At 73.3% G+C, this 16,807-nt stretch carries 13 protein-coding genes; 4 read left to right on the top strand and 9 right to left on the bottom strand.

Going from position 1 to position 16,807, the window contains the following annotated elements; translation table 11 throughout:
• Nucleotides 1-127: 127 nt before the first annotated feature.
• On the bottom strand, nt 128-457 hold the full coding sequence (locus ACGF3I_RS03535; protein WP_393128842.1) for a hypothetical protein: 330 nt from the start codon (nt 455-457) through the stop codon (nt 128-130).
• 218 nt (nt 458-675) lie between these two features.
• Between ACGF3I_RS03535 and ACGF3I_RS03530 the strand changes: the two genes are divergently transcribed.
• From ACGF3I_RS03530 to ACGF3I_RS03520, 3 genes are all read left to right on the top strand, one after another.
• On the top strand, nt 676-1,776 hold the full coding sequence (locus tag ACGF3I_RS03530) for a PLP-dependent cysteine synthase family protein (protein ID WP_393128841.1): 1,101 nt from the start codon (nt 676-678) through the stop codon (nt 1,774-1,776).
• Nucleotides 1,777-1,837: 61 nt separating this feature from the next.
• Nucleotides 1,838-2,743 (top strand): universal stress protein, encoded by a 906-nt coding sequence (locus ACGF3I_RS03525; protein ID WP_393128840.1) that lies wholly within the window; start codon nt 1,838-1,840, stop codon nt 2,741-2,743.
• A 225-nt stretch (nt 2,744-2,968) separates the two neighbouring features.
• Nucleotides 2,969-4,624 (top strand): FAD-dependent monooxygenase, encoded by a 1,656-nt coding sequence (locus ACGF3I_RS03520; protein ID WP_393128839.1) that lies wholly within the window; start codon nt 2,969-2,971, stop codon nt 4,622-4,624.
• Between the two features lie 65 nt (nt 4,625-4,689).
• Here the strand turns inward: ACGF3I_RS03520 and ACGF3I_RS03515 are convergent, their stop codons facing one another.
• Together ACGF3I_RS03515 and ACGF3I_RS03510 are read right to left on the bottom strand one after the other, a co-directional pair.
• Nucleotides 4,690-5,172: an SRPBCC family protein gene (locus ACGF3I_RS03515; protein WP_393128838.1), complete on the bottom strand. Its 483-nt coding sequence runs from the start codon at nt 5,170-5,172 to the stop codon at nt 4,690-4,692.
• 82 nt (nt 5,173-5,254) lie between these two features.
• On the bottom strand, nt 5,255-6,106 hold the full coding sequence (locus ACGF3I_RS03510) for a DeoR/GlpR family DNA-binding transcription regulator (protein ID WP_393128837.1): 852 nt from the start codon (nt 6,104-6,106) through the stop codon (nt 5,255-5,257).
• A gap of 200 nt (nt 6,107-6,306) precedes the next feature.
• On the opposite strand from ACGF3I_RS03510, the gene ACGF3I_RS03505 reads away from it, so the two are divergent.
• Nucleotides 6,307-8,646 (top strand): hypothetical protein, encoded by a 2,340-nt coding sequence (locus ACGF3I_RS03505; protein ID WP_393128836.1) that lies wholly within the window; start codon nt 6,307-6,309, stop codon nt 8,644-8,646.
• Here ACGF3I_RS03505 and ACGF3I_RS03500 read toward each other — a convergent pair.
• The 6 genes from ACGF3I_RS03500 to ACGF3I_RS03475 form a co-directional block, all read right to left on the bottom strand.
• Nucleotides 8,616-11,030, bottom strand: a complete 2,415-nt coding sequence (locus ACGF3I_RS03500; protein ID WP_393128835.1) for a right-handed parallel beta-helix repeat-containing protein — start codon at nt 11,028-11,030, stop codon at nt 8,616-8,618. The two genes, ACGF3I_RS03505 and ACGF3I_RS03500, sit on opposite strands and share 31 nt — an antisense overlap.
• 115 nt (nt 11,031-11,145) lie before the next feature.
• Nucleotides 11,146-11,757 carry a hypothetical protein gene (locus ACGF3I_RS03495; RefSeq protein ID WP_393128834.1) on the bottom strand — a complete coding sequence of 204 codons (612 nt, stop codon included), beginning with the start codon at nt 11,755-11,757 and terminating at the stop codon, nt 11,146-11,148.
• Nucleotides 11,758-11,929: 172 nt separating this feature from the next.
• A complete protein-coding gene (locus ACGF3I_RS03490; RefSeq protein WP_393128833.1) occupies nt 11,930-12,763 on the bottom strand; it encodes an MOSC domain-containing protein in 834 nt (277 codons plus the stop codon).
• Nucleotides 12,764-12,820: 57 nt separating this feature from the next.
• On the bottom strand, nt 12,821-13,273 hold the full coding sequence (locus ACGF3I_RS03485) for a DUF6643 family protein (protein WP_393128831.1): 453 nt from the start codon (nt 13,271-13,273) through the stop codon (nt 12,821-12,823).
• A gap of 346 nt (nt 13,274-13,619) precedes the next feature.
• The gene (locus ACGF3I_RS03480; protein ID WP_393128830.1) at nt 13,620-14,420 is read right to left on the bottom strand and encodes a SigB/SigF/SigG family RNA polymerase sigma factor; all 801 of its coding nucleotides are present in this window, start codon (nt 14,418-14,420) and stop codon (nt 13,620-13,622) included.
• A gap of 264 nt (nt 14,421-14,684) precedes the next feature.
• A complete protein-coding gene (locus tag ACGF3I_RS03475; RefSeq protein ID WP_393128829.1) occupies nt 14,685-16,682 on the bottom strand; it encodes a SpoIIE family protein phosphatase in 1,998 nt (665 codons plus the stop codon).
• Between the last annotated feature and the right edge of the window lie 125 nt (nt 16,683-16,807).

The raw sequence follows: 16,807 nt of genomic DNA, 5'->3' as shown, positions 1-16,807 counted from the left end.
TGTCTGGTCCGGCGTTCCGCCCCGGATCTGCTCGGAGCGTCACCGCCGGTAAACCCTCAGTGATGTGACATCAGCGTGGCCCAAGGGCTGACACTCCGCAACTCGCGCCACCCAGGCCCCGCGCCCCTCAGCCGTGCGCGCCGTGCGTCGTCTGCCCGATGGCCTGCAGGAATCGCCGGGTCAGCTCCGAGCCGCGCGGGCGGTCCGGCTCCTCGCCCATCGTCAGCCGGTAGCGGGTGCCGTTGAGGCGCGCCACCGCACGGTCCTCCTTGGCGAGCCAGGGCAGCCGGGGCCGCGCCGCGCTGACCGTGTCGACCGGTGCGCTGTCGATCTCCCGCCCGTTGCTGGTGAGCAGGGCGAGCCGGCCGTCCTTGATCAGCACCTGGCCGGCCCTGGTCAGGGAACGGGTCCACCGCTCGATCCGTACGCCCTGCGCGCTGAACTCGGGTTCCGCCATGACCGTCCGGCCCCCTTCACATCGTTCCTGGTGGGCAGTCTGCACAACGTCGAGCCTACGCACCAGGGCGCGGCGGGGATCGGGTCCGGGCCAGGGCGGTCCGTCGCTCACCAGCCGCCCCACAAGCCACTCCTATGGATACCCAAAGGGAACGTTTGTGCAGGTGAGAGCGGTATTGTCGAGTACAGGGACGGCTCGCGAAACCGACGAGGAGTGGCATGGAAACCATCGATGTGGACCGCAGCGATCCGGAGTACCGCGCCTGGCTGAAGGAGGCCGTGCGCAAGGTCCAGGCCGATGCCAACCGCTCCGCCGACACCCACCTCCTGCGCTTTCCCCTCCCGGAGGCCTGGGGCATCGACCTCTACCTCAAGGACGAGTCGACGCACCCCACCGGCAGCCTCAAGCACCGCCTCGCCCGCTCACTGTTCCTGTACGGCCTGTGCAATGGCTGGATCCGGCCCGGCAAGCCCGTCATCGAGGCGTCCAGCGGCTCGACCGCCGTGTCCGAGGCATATTTCGCCAAGCTGATCGGCGTCCCGTTCATCGCCGTCATGCCGCGCACCACCAGTGCCGAGAAGTGCCGTCTGATCGAGTTCCACGGCGGCCAGTGCCACTTCGTCGACGATTCGATGAAGATGTACGAGGAGGCCGCGGCGCTGGCCGCCGACACCGGCGGCCACTACATGGACCAGTTCACCTACGCGGAGCGGGCCACCGACTGGCGCGGCAACAACAACATCGCCGAATCGATCTACCAGCAGCTGAAGTTGGAGCGCTACCCCGAGCCCGCCTGGATCGTCGCCACGGCCGGCACGGGCGGCACCTCGGCGACCATCGCGCGCTATGTGCACTACATGCAGCACGACACCATGATCTGCGTCCCCGACCCGGAGAACTCCTGTTTCTTCGACGGCTGGACCAACAACGACCTGCTGGCCTCCAGCGACTGCGGCTCGCGCATCGAGGGCATCGGCCGGCCCCGCATGGAGCCCAGCTTCGTGCCCGGCGCCATCGACCGGATGATGAAGGTGCCGGACGCGGCGAGCGTCGCGGCGGTGCGCGCCCTGGAGAAGGCCATCGGCCGCAAGGCGGGCGGCTCCACCGGCACCGGCCTGTGGAGCGCGCTGCGGATCGTCGCCGAGATGGTCGCCGAAGGCCGCACCGGCAGCGTCGTCACCCTGCTCTGCGACCCCGGCGACCGCTACCTCGACAAGTACTACTCCGACTCCTGGCTCACCGAGCAGGGCCTGGACATCGAGCCGTACGCCAAGACGCTCGACACCTTCCTGGCGACCGGCGCCTGGGCCGTCCGCTGACCGGGACGGAACAGGACGTTCTGCCCGTGCGGCGGTCCCGCGCGCGTGCCAGGGTGACGTCATGGACACGCGCCCGGTAGTCGTCGCCGTAGACGGATCCGACCACAGTCTGCGGGCCCTGGAGTGGGCCATTCCGGCCGCTCGCAGACGGGCCGCCGAGCTGGTGATCGCGCACGTCCTGCCCGACCACACCCAGCTCTGGACGGCCCGCCGCTCCACGCTCGGACCGGGCCCCGCGCTCAACGACCCGGTGACGGACCGCATCCGCGCCGCGCTCTCAGGGCGCGACCAGCTGCCCGCGGTGCGCTTCGACTCCCTGGAGGGCGAGGTGGCCGACGCGCTGCACACCCTCGGTGCGACGGCCGCGATGCTGGTGATGGGCTCGCGCGGGCGCGGCGGATTCGCCAGCCTGCTCCTCGGCTCCAACAGCCTGGCCGTGGCCACCCGGGCGCCCTGCGCCGTGGTGGTGGTCCCGCGCCTGGCCCGTACCGGCGACGACGAGCGGACCACCGGCCGGGTCGTGCTCGGGCTCAACCTCGGCGACACCGTCGACGAGGTGATCGGCTTCGCCTTCGAGGAGGCCGACGCCCGGGGCGTCCCGCTCCAGGTGCTCTCCGCCTACCCGGCCACGCCCCCGGCCGCCCTCATGGTCGCGGGCGAGTTCCCGCCCGGCCGCCTCGACGCGGATCAGTACGAGCCCACCGAGCGGGACGTGCGGCGCGAACAGGCCGACCGGATCCGCCCCTTCAGGGACCGCTTCCCCGCGGTCGAGGTCGACACCGTGCTCGCGCCCGCGGACGCCGCGGGCCATCTCGTGGACGCCTCGGCCTCGGCCGCGCTCATCGTGGTGGGCCGCCACCGCCGGCGGCTCAAGCCGGGCTCGCTGCTCATGGGCTCGGTGGCCCACGCGGTGCTGCACCACGCCGAGTGCCCGGTGGCCGTGGTCCCCGTGCGGGACGACGGCTGAGCCGGGGCGGCGACCGGGACACGACGGACTTTCGGTACGGCCCGGCGGGCGGGTGCCGCTCTGGCCACGGAGCGGTCCGAAAGCGGCGCCGACCGCTCAACTGCCGCCCGCACCGGCGAGGTTGAGCCAATCCAGCGTTGACCCGCAGTTTGCCCCCGGCGGTGGATCCGCTGTCTACGGTAGGAAAGATCCACCGAACGGCGCGGGAAAGCACGGGGAGCTGTCATGCCATCTGTACTGATCGTCGGCGGGGGACTGGTGGGTCTGACCGCCGCCCTGTGCCTGCAGCACCACGGGGTCGACCACGTCCTCGTGGAACGCGACACCGAGCCCACGGTGCTGCCCCGCTCGCGCGGCATGCACACCCGCGCCGTCGAGATCTTCCGGCAGCTGGGAGTCGAGGACGCCGTCCAGGCCGCGAGCGCCTCCGCCCTGAAGATGGGCCGGTTCGGGGGCGCCCGCAGGGGCCGGAGCATCGCGGACTCCGAGGCGCTCGACCTGAGCCACGTCTTCGCGAGCGGCGCCATGGTCGGTGTGGACGAGAGCCCCTGCGCGTTCTGCTTCTGCCCGCAGGTCCTGCTCGAACCCGTCCTGCGCGACCTGGCCGAGCAGCGCGGCGGCGACATCCGCTTCGGCACCGAACTCACCTCCTTCCGTCAGGACGGCGACGGCGTCACGGCCACCCTCACCGACCGCGCCACCGGCGCCACCAGCACCGTGCACGCCGACTACCTGCTCGCCACCGACGGCGCGGGCAGCCCCGTGCGGACGGCACTCGGCATCACCAGCACCACCCGCCCCGCCACCCACCACTACCTCAACCTCTACTTCCGCGCCGACCTCACCGAGCTGGTGCGCGACCGCACCTTCAGCCAGTGCGAGATCGCCGGACCTGAGGTGTCCGGCCTCTTCCTGGCCAAGAACAACACCGACGAGTGGTCCTTCCACCTCGCCTACGACCCGGCCCGCGAAAGCCCGGCGGACTACCCCGACGAGCGCTGCCTGGCCCTGCTGCGCACCGCCGTCGGCGCCGCCGACCCCGCGCTCCGCATCGACCTGATCGCCCGCGGGGTGTGGGACACCGGCACCGCGGTCGCCGACGCGTACCGCGACGGCCGGGTCCTGCTCGCCGGGGACGCCGCCCACCGGCACGCTCCCTGGGGCGGCTTCGGCGCCAACACCGGCATCGCCGACGTGCACAACCTGGCGTGGAAGCTGGCCGCCGTCCTCGACGGCACGGCGCCGGACGCGCTCCTGGACACCTACGAGGCCGAGCGCCGCCCGCGCGGCCTGCTCGTCGCCGAACAGGCCTGGCTGCGCACCGACTTCCTCGCCCGGTACGCCATCCGCACCGCGGACAACGCCGATGCGCTCGACCGCCAGCTCGGCACCGGCGAGATCATGACCCGCTACCGGTACGCCTCCGCCGCCGTGCGCGGGGCGCCGGGTGGCGACACGGTCGACGTGCTCCGTGGCCAGAGCGGCACCCGCGTACCGCACCTGTGGCTCGACCGCGACGGAACCCGGGTGTCCACGCTCGACCTGTCCGGCCCGGGCTTCGCACTGCTCGTCTGCGGAGACGAGCGGGAGCGCTCGGCGTGGGACGAGGCGGCCGGGGGTTCTGATGTGACGGTGCATCACATAGTTCGCGGCGAGGCGGAGTTGAGCGAGCGTGAGGATGCGCTCCGCGTCGCGGGGACCCCGGCCTTCGGCAAGGGGGTACTCCTTGACGCCGAGGGTGCCTGGCCCGGCCTGGTGGGGCTGTCCGCGCGGGGTGGCGCGCTCCTCGTCCGCCCGGACGGGTTCGTCGCCGCGCGCTCCGACGAAGGGCTCACGCCGGCGACGCTGGGCAGCGTCCGGCACTCCGTCATGGGGCGCTGAATGCGCGGAAGGTGATCGCCTGACGCTCCGTCATGAGGCGCTGGAAGTACGGGAGTCGACCGCGGTCAGGGCTTGGACGCTCCGGTCAGATGGCGGTCCAGATTGCGCATCGCGCCCCGGAAGGACCGGCCCACTCCCGGCCGCGCCGCCCGCATCGACAGGCGGAACAGGGCGGGCCCCGCGCTCGCCATCGTCCAGCGCACGGCCGTGCCCGAGCCGTCCGGAGTGAGCCGCCAGTCCTCCACCATGGCCGTGACGCCGGGGGAGTTGGTCTCGTCGATCCGGTACGCATAGCGCCGTCCCGGATCCCTCGCCATGATCGTCTCGCGGAAGAACACCCCGCCGCGCAGCCTGACTTCGCGTCCGGCGCCGCCGTCCAGGGGCCGGGCGGCGGTGACCGACGAGAACCAGGCGGGAGTGTCGGCGACGTCTTCGGCGAGCGCCCGGTAGACGTCCCCGGGCGCGGCCGAGAGGCGGGTCGCGAACACCAGGCGGACCGGCGCCGACTCGGCGAAGTCGAGTTCCACTGACCTGAGTCGGCGAGCCATGACGCGAACCTCCGGGTGGCCGGGTGTGCGGAGCCCCGCATCCGGGGGCGCGGGAAGCCCGCACACCATAACGGGCCGGCCGTCAGATGTCTGCGGCGCCGTCGCCGCCGTCCCCGTTCTCGCCCGCCACCACGACGTCCCGCAGGTGCTCGGTCATCTCCGCGCGGCAGCCCTCGGTCAGGCCCGCGTCCGTCACCAGGGAGTCCACCTGGTCGAGGGAGGCGAACGAACTCAGGCCCACCGTGCCCCACTTGGTGTGGTCCGCCACGACCACGACCCGCCGGGCCGACTGCACGAACCGCCGATTGGTCTCCGCCTCCGCCAGGTTGGGCGTGGAGAGCCCGGCCTCCACCGAGATGCCGTGCACCCCGATGAACAGGACGTCGAAGTGGAGCGAGCTGATCGCGGCGTCCGCGACCGGCCCCACCAGGGTGTCGGACAGCGTGCGCACCCCGCCCGTGAGGACCACGGTGGCCGCCCCCGGGCGCGGCCCCGCCGCGGCGGCCGAGCGCTGGGCCGCGTGGAAGACGTCGGCGACCTGCACCGAATTGGTCACCACCGTCAGCTCGGGCACGTCCACCAGCCGCTGCGCCAGCGCGTACGCCGTGGTGCCGCCGGCCAGCGCGATGGCGCTGCCGGGCACCGCCATCCTGGCCGCCTCGCGCGCGATGTCCTGCTTGGCGCTGAGTTCGAGGGTCGACTTCGCCTCGAAGCCCGGTTCGTGCGCCGTGGCCTCCGCGACGGGCACCGCCCCGCCGTGCACCTTCTCGATCACGCCCTGGCGCGCGAGCGCGTCCAGATCGCGGCGGACCGTCATGTCCGAGACGTTGAGCCTGCGGGTGAGTTCATTGACCCGGACCCCGCCCCGCCGCCTGACCTCGTCCAGGATCAGCGCACGACGCTGCTCCGCGAGCAGATTCTGGTGGTCGTTCACTGCCGGGCCGGCCCCTTCCACTACGTCGAACACACTCGCCGGGCACATCTGCACGCCCGGCTGCGGACACCCCATCCTGTCACGGGGAGATTCCGTGAGAGCACTGCACCGGGGCACCCCGATCCGCGATCCTGAGGATCCGTGCCGTCCCCCGCCACCCGGCGCCGCCGATCCTGCCACCACGAGAGCGAGTCGCAGAAGTGTCCCGTGCCACGCCCCTCGTCCCGGCCGGTGCCGCCACCGTCGAGAGCGCAGGACCCGCCCTCGAACTCCTGGTGCACGGCGTCGGCGGCACCACCCCGCAGGAGATGCTCGACGACCCGCGCACCGTACGCGTCACCGGCGACGGCACCGCGGCGATCCACCGGCGCGCCGAGGACGCCGACGCCGAGGCGCACCCCGAGCGCTACCGCGACCGCCCGGTGCCCGAGGCCTACGTCTGGTGCAACCTGACCTCCGGCAACAGCGCCCGCGCCCTGTGGCTGCTCCTGCTGCCCTTCATGGTGATCAACCTCGCGCACTGGATGCGTCCCCCCGCCAGGGAACCGCGCTGGGCGATCCGGCTGTACGGGGTGCTGGTGCGGCTCGTCGCGCTCAGCCTCACCGTGCTGCTCGTGGCCGCCGCCTGCGAGGTCGCGCTCGACCTCACCGCCTGGCAGTGCGCCGGCTCACCGTCCTGCTCGCGCTCCTGGTCCTGGCTCGGGTTCGCCTCGGTCGCCCACCACGGCTGGTGGTCGCAGCCCGGCCGCCGCCTCGCCCTCGCCGCCCTCGCGCCCGCGGGCCTGACCGCGCTGCTCTGGTACCTCTCCAACCGCACCTGGAGTGCGTACGAATCCCAGCAGCCGCTCAACGCCGACCCAGCGGACGACGCCACCGAAGCCGCCCGGCCCGCCTTCAGCCGTCCCGGGTTCTGGTACGGCAGGCGCCTGGTGGCCCGGCTGCGCGCCGCCCACACCGCCGCCGGATTCCTGACCACCGCCCTCGGCGTCACGGTCGCCGCCGCCCGCCACGACCGCGCGTCCGACAGCGCCGTCCTGGACACCGCAGGGCTGCTCCTGGAGGCAACTCTGGGGTGCGCGGCGGTGGTTGTGGTGGCGGTGGTGTGCAAGCGGGGGCGGACCGAGTCGCATCTCGACGAGCGCGTCGACCGGGCCATCACCGCCTGGCTGCCCTCGTGCGCGCTCGCCCTGCTCGGCTGCGCCGTGGTGTACGCGGCGTGGGACCGGCCCGCCTGGGTGTCCTCGGCCGGCACCCTGCCGGGCGACCGCTCCTTCGGCTTCCTCGCCCTTACGCAGGGCGTACTGGTGGTGGCCCTCGCCGTGGTGGCCGCCGTGCTGTGCCGGCGGGCGCCCGGTGAACGCACCGCCTTACGGGGGCTCGGCGGTCCCGCCGTGGCCATGCTGGCCTGTGCGCTCGGGGGAGTGATGACCGGCGGTGTGGCCCAGCGCGTCGCCGACTGGGTGGACCACGGCGCCACCCCGGGCATGGACCGCTCGGCCTACCACGGCCCGCCCCCGCTGCTCACCTGGCAGGCCTCGGTGATCCCGGCCTTGATCGCCCTGCTCGTGCCCGTCGTGCTGTACTTCGCCGTCCGCACCTGGCGCACCGCACGCGCCGACGCGCCGCGCGTGGAGGCCGACTATCCGACCGAACGGCCCGACGCAGCCCGCACCCGCCGCATCGCCGCCGCCCGCGCCATGGCCGCCCTCACCGACCGCGCGCCGCTCTTCCTCGGCATCGTCTCCGGTGCCTCGCTGCTCCTCGGGGCGGCCGCCCTCGCGGGCGCCTGGTGGACCAGCGAAGTGCCGGCCAGGGCCGCCGACGCCGCGCCCGGGCCGGTCGACTTCGGCGCCGACGCCGCCCAGTCGCTCGGATCCTGGTGCACCGGCTTCGGCTTCCTGCTCTTCGTCACCTGGGGCCGGCGCGCCTACAAGGACGCCGCGGCCCGCCGCACCGTCGGCATCCTGTGGGACGTCGGCACGTTCTGGCCGCGCGCCGCCCACCCCTTCGCGCCCCCCTGCTACGCCGAGCGCGCGGTGCCCGACCTCGCCTGGCGGATGAACACCTGGACCGCGCGCACCGGGGGCCGCCTGGTGATCTCCGGGCACTCCCAGGGCAGCGTGCTCGCGGCGGCCGCCGTCTGGCAACTGCCCGCGGGCACCCGGCGCCGGGTCGCGCTGCTCACCTACGGCTGTCCCGTGGAGCGCCTGTACGGGCGCTGGTTCCCGGCCTACTTCGGCCCCGGCCCGCTCACCGCCCTGCACCAGGAGGTGCACTGCTGGCGGAACCTGTGGCGGGCCACCGATCCGATCGGCGGGCCGGTGCGGATCGGCGGGGACATCGACCGGGGCCCGCTGCTCGACCCCGTCGCCTACGGCCGCACCACTGCGCACCCGCTGCCCGCGCCGGTCCTGGGGCACTCCGACTACCAGGCCGACCCCGCCTTCGCCCGTGAACGCGCCCTGCTGCTGGCCGAGTTGGCGAACGGATTGCCCAAGCAGCGTACGGATCAGAGCGGTTCGGGCAGGTCGTCCGGGTAGAGCAGGGTCAGGTCGTCGGTGCTGGCGTCGGCCAGCTGGGCGACCCGGCCCGCATGGCGCTCCACCATCGACTCGAACGTCTGGCGCGCGGTGCGCCCGTTGCCGAACGCGGCGCCCCTGGGCAGCACCGTGAAGTACTTCACGAGGCACTCCGCGGTGCCCGGGCCGAGCCGGTACTCGTGTTCGTCGGCCTGCTGCTCCACGATGCGCAGCAGCTCCTCGGCGGAGTAGTCCGAGAATCTGATGGTGCGTGAGAAGCGGGACGCCACACCGGGGTTGACGCTGAGGAAGCGCTCCATCTCCGCGGTGTACCCGGCGACGATCACCACCACCGCCTCCCGGTGGTCCTCCATCAGCTTCACCAGGGTGTCGATGGCCTCGCGCCCGAAGTCACGGCCCGAGTCCTCGGGGGACAGGGCGTACGCCTCGTCGATGAACAGCACACCGCCGCGCGCCCGGTCGAAGGCCTCCTGGGTGCGGATCGCGGTCGAGCCGATGTGCTCACCGACCAGGTCGACCCGGGAGACCTCGACGAGATGGCCGCGCTCCAGGACCCCGAGGGAGGCCAGGATCTCCCCGTAGAGCCGGGCCACGGTGGTCTTTCCGGTGCCGGGGGAGCCGGTGAACACCAGATGGCGGCGGGCCGAGGCGGCCTTGAGCCCGGCCTGCTGCCGCCTGCGGCCCACCTCGATCATGTCGGTGAGCGCCCGCACCTCGCGCTTCACGCTGTCCAGGCCCACCAAGGTGTCCAGCTCGCCGAGCACGGCGCCCGAACTGCGCGCGGGCTCGGCCACGGAGTCCGCCGCGTGCCCGCTCGCGGCGGGCTCGACCGCGCGTTGGCCGGGCACCGCGGACAGCAGGCCCATGGTCTGCGTCGCGCTCTGCACGGCGGGCGGTTCGGGAGTGCCCGGCCGTGCGCCGCTCTCGTCGCTGGTGCAGTCCTCGACCACCGCGCCGTCCTCCGAGAACTCATAACCCCGGCGCGCACAGCGCTCGGTGCGGCAGCGCGTCAGTGTCGTGCGACAGCCGTCGATGACGTGGAAGCCGAAGCCGCCGCTGCCGGTCACCCGGCAGGCGTGGAAGGTGCCGCGGCCCTCGGCGGAGACGTAGAACCCCGCTTCGGCCGGCGAGGTGACGGTGACCCGCTCGATGCGCGGGTCGGCGCCCTTGGTCACGATGACCCCGGTCTGCGCGCCGTCGATGGTGCAGCCCGCGAGCGTGCCCCCGCTGCCGTGGTCGCGGAACCAGGCGCCGGTGGAGGCCTCCCGGATCCGGCAGTCGTCGAGCTGCGCGGTGGCGCCGTCGCTGACGGACACGGCGGTGTTGCGGACCTGCGTCAGGTCGCTGTCCACCACATCGGCGCGCGAACCGCGGTCGAGCACGAAGATCGCGTCCGGTACGTCATGGACGCGGCAGCCCTCCAGGACGGCGGCCGCGCCGTCGCTGACCCACACCGCCGGATAGTCGCCCGTGCTCTCGTGGATCTCGCACTGGTTGGCGTCGACCCGGGTGCCCGGGTCCCACACCGAGAGGCCGTTGCGCCCGAAGCGGCGGACCTTGGTGCGGGTCAGCGTCAGGACCGCGCGCGAGCGCAGGTCGACCGCGTTCTCCGGGATGTCGTGGATGTCGCAGTCCGCGAGCGTGAGCACCGCGTCCGTGTCGAGGGTGATGCCGTCGGCGGAGGTGCGGTGCACCGTGCAGTCGGTCAGCTGGGCCGAGGCCCGCGAGGCGATCTGCACGCCGGCGCCCTTGACCTCGTACACCTCGCAGCCGAGCGCCTCGAGACCGCTGCCCTCACCGCTCACGGCCAGCCCGGCCCCACCGGAGTGGTGCACCCGGCAGCGCTCCAGGCGGGGGTGTCCGGCGCTGTGCACCGAGACCCCGGACTGCCCGGCCGCGACGACCTCGCACTCCTCGAACAGGCCGCCCGCACCGTCGAAGACGCCGATGCCGACACCGCCCGGGTTGTCGACCGTGCAGCGCCGCACCGTCGGCCGGGCCCCGCCGCGCACCTCGATGCCCACCGCGGAACGCGTCACCACCCGCAGGTCGACGAGCTCGGGCGCACCGTCCTCGACGAGGAGCGCGGGGGCCGCCGCGTCCTGCCCCTCCAGATACAGGTCCCGCACCGTGGCGGAGGCGCTCACCGTCAGGGCCACGCCGTCCGCCGGAGCGATCCGGACGGAGCCGACGGCGCCCTCGGGACCGCGCAGCGTCACCGAGCGGCGCAGAACGAGATTCTCCCGGTACGTGCCGGGGGCGATGGTCAGCACGTCGCCGTCGCCCGCGGCCTCAAGCGCCGCGGCCAAGGAGGCGTACTCACCCGTGCGGCGGCGCCACCGCGACGTGCCCGTGTGCGTCACCTGGACCGTGCCCTGAGCCATCGTGCTGCCGTGCCCCCACCTCGTGCGTGCGTCATCGCACCCACCTCGACCGTGACCTCGTGCGTGTGCGACTGGTGGTCCACCGTAGCGCGCGCGGCGCCGATGGGTTGACCGGTCAGCTGCCCGCGCCGGTACGGCCCCAGTCCGGACCGTATCGGGCCCACGCGCGGTCCAGCCGCGCATACCGCCGCCGTATCAGCTGTCCTACGGCCAACCGCCGTATGCCCTCCGCCAGTCCGACGGCGGCCGCGGCCGCGCACAGACCCGAGAACACCGCGTGCGTATCGGCCGCGGCCCGGGCCATCGGGTGCGGCACCGGACGGCCGTGGTCGTCCGTCCACAGCCGGAACGTGGCGCCGGGAGCGGGCGACTTCACCGGCGCCCACAGCGTGCCGCTGTGCGAACTGCCGTCGTGCGCCGTCCAGTTGGCGACCACCCTGGTGCGGGCGACATGGCCCGGCGGGCCGTCCGGCTGGGAGAAGTCCCCGCGCTGCTCGGCCCGGCTCACCACCACCGCGGCCGTCGGATGCCGGTGCAGGCGCTGCTCGGCGACGGCCTGCCGCAGCGAGGCGTCGGTGCGCCAACCGCACAGCACCCCGATCGCGGGGGCGGCGAACAGCATGAGGGCCAGGGTGACGAGCGCGATCCAGGCCTCCGCGCGATCGGTCGCACGGCACAGCGGATTGTGCCGCCAGCGCCACACGCCCGCCATCGCTCGCACGATCACGCACCCCTTCGAGCCTCGGACCGTCCCGGCCGGGACGGCATACGCGCCGGCGGCCACGAACAGGGACCTGGGCCGTCCGGCCCGACCTGTCCAACGCGTCCGCCCTCCAAAGGAGTTCCCGCGTGCGGCGGAGCCATGCCCGAGGACCGGGAGCCGTGCCGTCGCGCCGGGGTCAGGCGAGCACCCTCATCGGGTCGCCCACGCGGAGGGTGCCGGTGTTCTCCGGGATCACCAGGACCCCGAACGCCAGCGCCTTGCCGATCCTGCGATGCCGGGCGAGCGTGCGCAGCGGCTCCTTGCCGCGCTCTGCGCCGGCCTGGTCGGTGGTCGTGATGATGCAGCGTCCGCACGGCTTGGCCACCCGGAAGGAGACCTCGCCGATCGAGATCCGCGACCAGTCGTCCTCGGCCCACGCCACCGTCCCGTCGAGGACGACATTGGGGCGGAACCGGTTCATCGGCAGCGGCCCCTCCTCGGGGTGCGCGCCCTCGGCGATCAGCGCGTTGAGGGCGTCGAGCGAGGCGCTCGTCGCGATCTGGAGCGGGAAGCCGTCGGCGAAGCTGACCGTCTCGCCGTTCGGCGCGTAGTCGGCGTCGATCGTTCTGCGCCGGGCCGGGTCGTCGAGGTGCATCAGCCGGACCTCGGTGCCCAGGTAGTCGCTGAACCACGCGTGCGCGGCGTCCCCCGCGGCCACCGCCTTGAACTTGGTGCCGAACAGCGTGACGCCCGTGGCGGCCATCGGCTCCGGCGGCTCGACGACCAGATCGGCGCGCCCGGGCGCGGACAGGCGCACGCCCCCGCCCGGCAGTGTGGCGGCACTGCTCAGGGCGAGACGCGGCCGTTCGCGTTGCGTGACGGCCGTGCCGTCCGTGTCCACCAGCATCCAGCGGCGGTCCCCGGCGAGCCCCCATGGCTCGACCACCGCTTGTGCCGCGTCGTGTCCCCCGACCGACTTGACGGGATGGATGTGCATCCCCTGGACGACCGCGTCGAATTCGCTCTTCATGAGGTCATCCTGCCAGCCGTCCTGACCACTGGTCGGGGCGGCCGGTTCCGCGACGGATCAGTAGCCGGTGCCCTGGTAGGGCCGGTTGTACGGATCCTCGTAGGCGGCGGGCGCCGGCCGGGGCGCGGCGGGCCGCATGGCCTCGTACCCGGTGCTCATCGGACGCTGCGGCATCGCCTGCTGGCCCTGGTAGCCGCGCGGGGCCGAGGGCTGCTGCGGGATGTAAGGGGCGGGCGCGTGCTGGAGCGGCATCGGCTGCTGCGCCTGCTGCTGGTATCCGTACGACGAGGCGTAGGACGGGTTGTACTGCGAGGGGGCGGCCGGCAGGGCGGGCAGGGCCGACGGCAGCGCCGGCAGGTGGTTGCTGCCGGTGTCGTAGAGGGAGGGCACTCGGATCGGGGCGATCTGAGGCGTACCCCGTTCTGCGACGAGGGAGTCGTAGATGGGGGTGTCCGGGAAGAACGGCGCGGAGTAGTAACCGCCGCCATAGGTGGAGCGGGGGGAGGTCATGGCACATAAGTTAAGCCCACGATGTGGCCGTTGGGGAGTCCCAATCTCCGCGTCATCCGATATGCGCCGCTTTTGCCGTTCTGACCTGGCGAAACATCGCGAACGGGGCTGTCGCGCACGGGGGTTCTCCGGCGGGCTCCGTGTTTACGAACCGTGCCCGGAGAGCTACGAACCGCGATGCCCCGCGGCGTGCTCCGCACCCCGTTCGCGGCCTTGTCGTGGCCCGGTGCCGGGGGCCCGTTTCAGCCATGCCCGGTACGGGGCGGCGACACGGGAGCGGGCGGTTGTGGCATCGTGGTGGAACCGGCCCGCCTGGCTCCCCCGTCCTGGCGGGCCGGCCTCGTGCTCAGGCCGCGTCCCGGTGTTCGGCGAGCGCCTGACGGCGGACGCGGGCACAGGTCCGGGTGATCAGCCGGGACACGTGCATCTGGGAGATGCCGAGTTCACCGGCTATCTCGTTCTGGGTCTTGTCCTGGAAGAAGCGCATGTAGAGGATCTGCGACTCGCGCTCCGGCAGGGCGCGCAGCGCGGGCTTGACCGCCTCGCGGTCGACGGCGATGTCGTAGCCCGGGTCCGTCGTGCCGAGGCCGTCCACCAGCGACATCCCCTCGCCGTCACCGGCGCTCGCGCTCTCGGCCCCCAGGGACAGGCTCCGGAACGACTCGATGGCCTCCAGGCCGTCGCGCACCTCGTCCTCCTCCAGGCCGCAGGCGGCGGCGAGTTGGGGGACGGTCGGCTCGCCCGCCTGGCCGGCCAGCAGTTCACTTCTCGCTACGCGGACCTTGTTGCGCAGCTCCTGGACGCGGCGCGGCACGTGGACGGACCACAGCGCGTCGCGGAAGTGGCGCTTGATCTCGCCGTTGATGGTGGGGATCGCGTACGCCTCGAACGCGCCGCGCGCCACCTCGTAGCGGTCGACGGCCTTGACGAGGCCCATCGCCGCGACCTGGCACAGATCCTCGAGGTCGGCACCCCGATTCCGGTACTTCCCGGCCAACCGCCGTGACATGGGCAGCCATTGGGCGACGAGGTCGTCGCGCAGGGCGTCGTGTTCGGGGCCGGCGTCGAGCGCGTGGAGGCGGCGGAAGGCCGCCGTGGTCCGGGGGGCGTCGTGGTGATCGCGCTTGTGTGACATGGCGGTTGCCATGAGGGGGCTCCTGCACGTCGGTGGGGCTGGGTGCCCGCGATCGGCCCTGGTGGGCGTCGTGGCGGGCCCGTTGGCGGACACGCCCAGGGCACAGCTGTCCTGTGGGCGTGCCTCCGGTCCGAAGCACGAGGTGCGCCTGCCCTGGCCTTCACGGGGCAAACGGTCGGGCGCCCCGGCAATGTCCGACGGCCCGTGAAAAGGCACCCGGGCAAGGGCGTTGGGCCCCACCGGCCCCGGGAGCGGCCGGCCGCCGCTCGGGGCCCGTCACCCCCGTCTGCGGCGGACGACGAGCAGCGCACGGTCGTCCACATGGCCCGTCAAGCTGTCGCCGCCTTGTGTCATGAGGGCGTCCGCGATCCGGGCGAGGGGCGCCCCGCGCAGCCGGGAAGTGGTGTCGCAGACGGCTGCGAGGCCGGTGTCGACCGGCAGTTGAGGCCCTTCCACCAGTCCGTCCGTGACCAGGGTCAGCAGGTCTCCCGGCGCCAGCGCGAACGCCGATACGGGGAACGTGTTCCGGGCGAGCACACCGAGCGGCGGCCCGCCCGGATATTCGCGGACCCTCGCCCCGCTCCGCGCGGAGTGCACCAGGGGAACGTGCCCCGCCCGCGCCGTCTCGACCCGGCCGTCCGGGGTGAGCAGGGCGTACAGGCAGGTCGCGAACACCGGCAGCCGCATCTGGAGCATGAGGTCGTTGGTGCGGGCCAGCACCCGGTCCGGAGCCGGCTCCTGCCAGGCGTAGGCGTGCATCGCGGTGCGCACCTGCCCCATCAGCGCGGCGGCCTGCACGTTGTGGCCCTGGACGTCACCGATGATGCAGGCCGTGCTGCCGTCCGGCAGCGCGACCACGTCGTACCAGTCGCCGCCGACGTCCAGGCCCTGGTGGGCGGGGCTGTAACGGGCCTCGATCTCGTAGCCGAGCGCGTCCGGCAGGGTGACGGGGAGCAGATTGCGCTGCACGGTGGCGGCCAGCTCGCTGCGCGCGGACTGCAGCCGGATGCGCTCCCACGCCTGCCCGGCGACGTCCGCCATGACGCCCGCCAGGGTGCGTTCCTGGTTCGACAGGTCGTGCGGCCGGTCGAAGGTGACGACCCAGCCGCCGAGCGGGGACGCGCCCTGGCCGCGCAGCGGGATCATGACGAACGACTCGGCGGCGGTCGCGTCCAGCAGGCCGTGGGCCTGCGGCCAGGAGCGCCGGTAGTCGTCCCGGGTGGCGATGAACAGCGGGGTGCCGGTGCGGATGGCCTCGGTCAGCGGCTTGGGGGCGTCCAGCGGCAGGCCGTGCAGGGAGCGCGCGAGCGCCGGATCGATCCCGTCGCCGAACGTCACCCGCAGCCTGCCCTCCTCGACGAACGCCAGCAGCGTGCCGTTCCCGCCGAACGCGGGGGCCACCTTGTTCAGGATCGCCGCCGTCAGCTCGTCCTCCGTCGCGGCGGCCACGAACGCCGCGGCGAGCTGCTGCACCAGGTCGCCGCGGCGCCTGGCGGCGGCGTGCGCCTTGAGGAGCGACTGGTGGCGCTCCACGGCCGCGGTGGTGTTGGTCGTCGTCCCCACCACCCGCCGGCTCCCGTCGAAGCCGAAGCGCACCATCCGGGCCAGGGTGCGCAGCCAGTTCGGCCGGCCGTGCTCGTCCTGCATCCGGAAGTCGACGTCGACCTGCTCGGTCTCTCCCTTGCGCAGCGCCCAGAACGAGTCCTCCACGCGGCCCACGTCCTCGGGATGGACCAGGGCGAGCAGTTCGGCCAGCGACATGCTGCCCCCGGGGCCGAGGCCGTTGTAGAGCCGCTCCCCGTCGAGCCAGCCGAACGTGTCGCTCGACTCGTCGTAGACCCACAGGGAGTGGTCCGCCAGCACGGTCATGGAGCGCAGCGCCTCCCAGTGCAGCCACTCGCCCTGCTCCTGCTCCTCGATCTCCACCAGCAGGGCCCGGCCGCCGTCGCACCGGGTCAGCCCGCGCGCCGACGTCATGCAGACGACCGCGCCGTCCGGCTGGGCGTACTCGATCGGCTGCCGGTAGGTGCGCCCGCCGCCGCGCGAGGCGTCCAGGAGCAGCTGGCGCGAGATGGCGACGCTGCCCGGCGCGAGGAGGTCGCCGAAGCGCGACCGCCCCGTCCCGCCGGCGAGCAGGACGGCCCGGGCCCGGGGGCTGGCCCGGATCACCTCGGCCGCCCCCGGCTCGGCCGCGGGCGAGAGCAGCACCCACATGCCGTCACCACGCAGCGCCTCGCGGTGGGGGCAGGCTGGGGCGATGGTCTGAGCGCACATGGAGGACACCGGTCTTGATCACAGGAAGGGGCAGGACGTTGAGCGGGCGGGTCGGCGAGCGGGCGGTTGTTGAGCGGGTGGGTCGGCGAGCGGGCAGTTGTCGAGCGGGCGGGTCAGGGAAGGGG

The sequence above is a fragment of the Streptomyces sp. NPDC048111 genome, assembly GCF_043202815.1.
Lineage (GTDB): Bacteria > Actinomycetota > Actinomycetes > Streptomycetales > Streptomycetaceae > Streptomyces.
Note: the sequence above shows the minus strand (reverse complement) of the source record. Positions and strands in the feature narration are given on the sequence as shown.

Coding starts and splice junctions, on each gene's coding strand:
- ACGF3I_RS03535 (WP_393128842.1), bottom strand. CDS start 457: ATGGCGGAACCCGAGTTCAGCGCGCAGGGCGTACGGATCGAGCGGTGG.
- ACGF3I_RS03530 (WP_393128841.1), top strand. CDS start 676: ATGGAAACCATCGATGTGGACCGCAGCGATCCGGAGTACCGCGCCTGG.
- ACGF3I_RS03525 (WP_393128840.1), top strand. CDS start 1,838: ATGGACACGCGCCCGGTAGTCGTCGCCGTAGACGGATCCGACCACAGT.
- ACGF3I_RS03520 (WP_393128839.1), top strand. CDS start 2,969: ATGCCATCTGTACTGATCGTCGGCGGGGGACTGGTGGGTCTGACCGCC.
- ACGF3I_RS03515 (WP_393128838.1), bottom strand. CDS start 5,172: ATGGCTCGCCGACTCAGGTCAGTGGAACTCGACTTCGCCGAGTCGGCG.
- ACGF3I_RS03500 (WP_393128835.1), bottom strand. CDS start 11,030: ATGGCTCAGGGCACGGTCCAGGTGACGCACACGGGCACGTCGCGGTGG.
- ACGF3I_RS03490 (WP_393128833.1), bottom strand. CDS start 12,763: ATGAAGAGCGAATTCGACGCGGTCGTCCAGGGGATGCACATCCATCCC.
- ACGF3I_RS03485 (WP_393128831.1), bottom strand. CDS start 13,273: ATGACCTCCCCCCGCTCCACCTATGGCGGCGGTTACTACTCCGCGCCG.
- ACGF3I_RS03480 (WP_393128830.1), bottom strand. CDS start 14,420: ATGGCAACCGCCATGTCACACAAGCGCGATCACCACGACGCCCCCCGG.
- ACGF3I_RS03475 (WP_393128829.1), bottom strand. CDS start 16,682: ATGTGCGCTCAGACCATCGCCCCAGCCTGCCCCCACCGCGAGGCGCTG.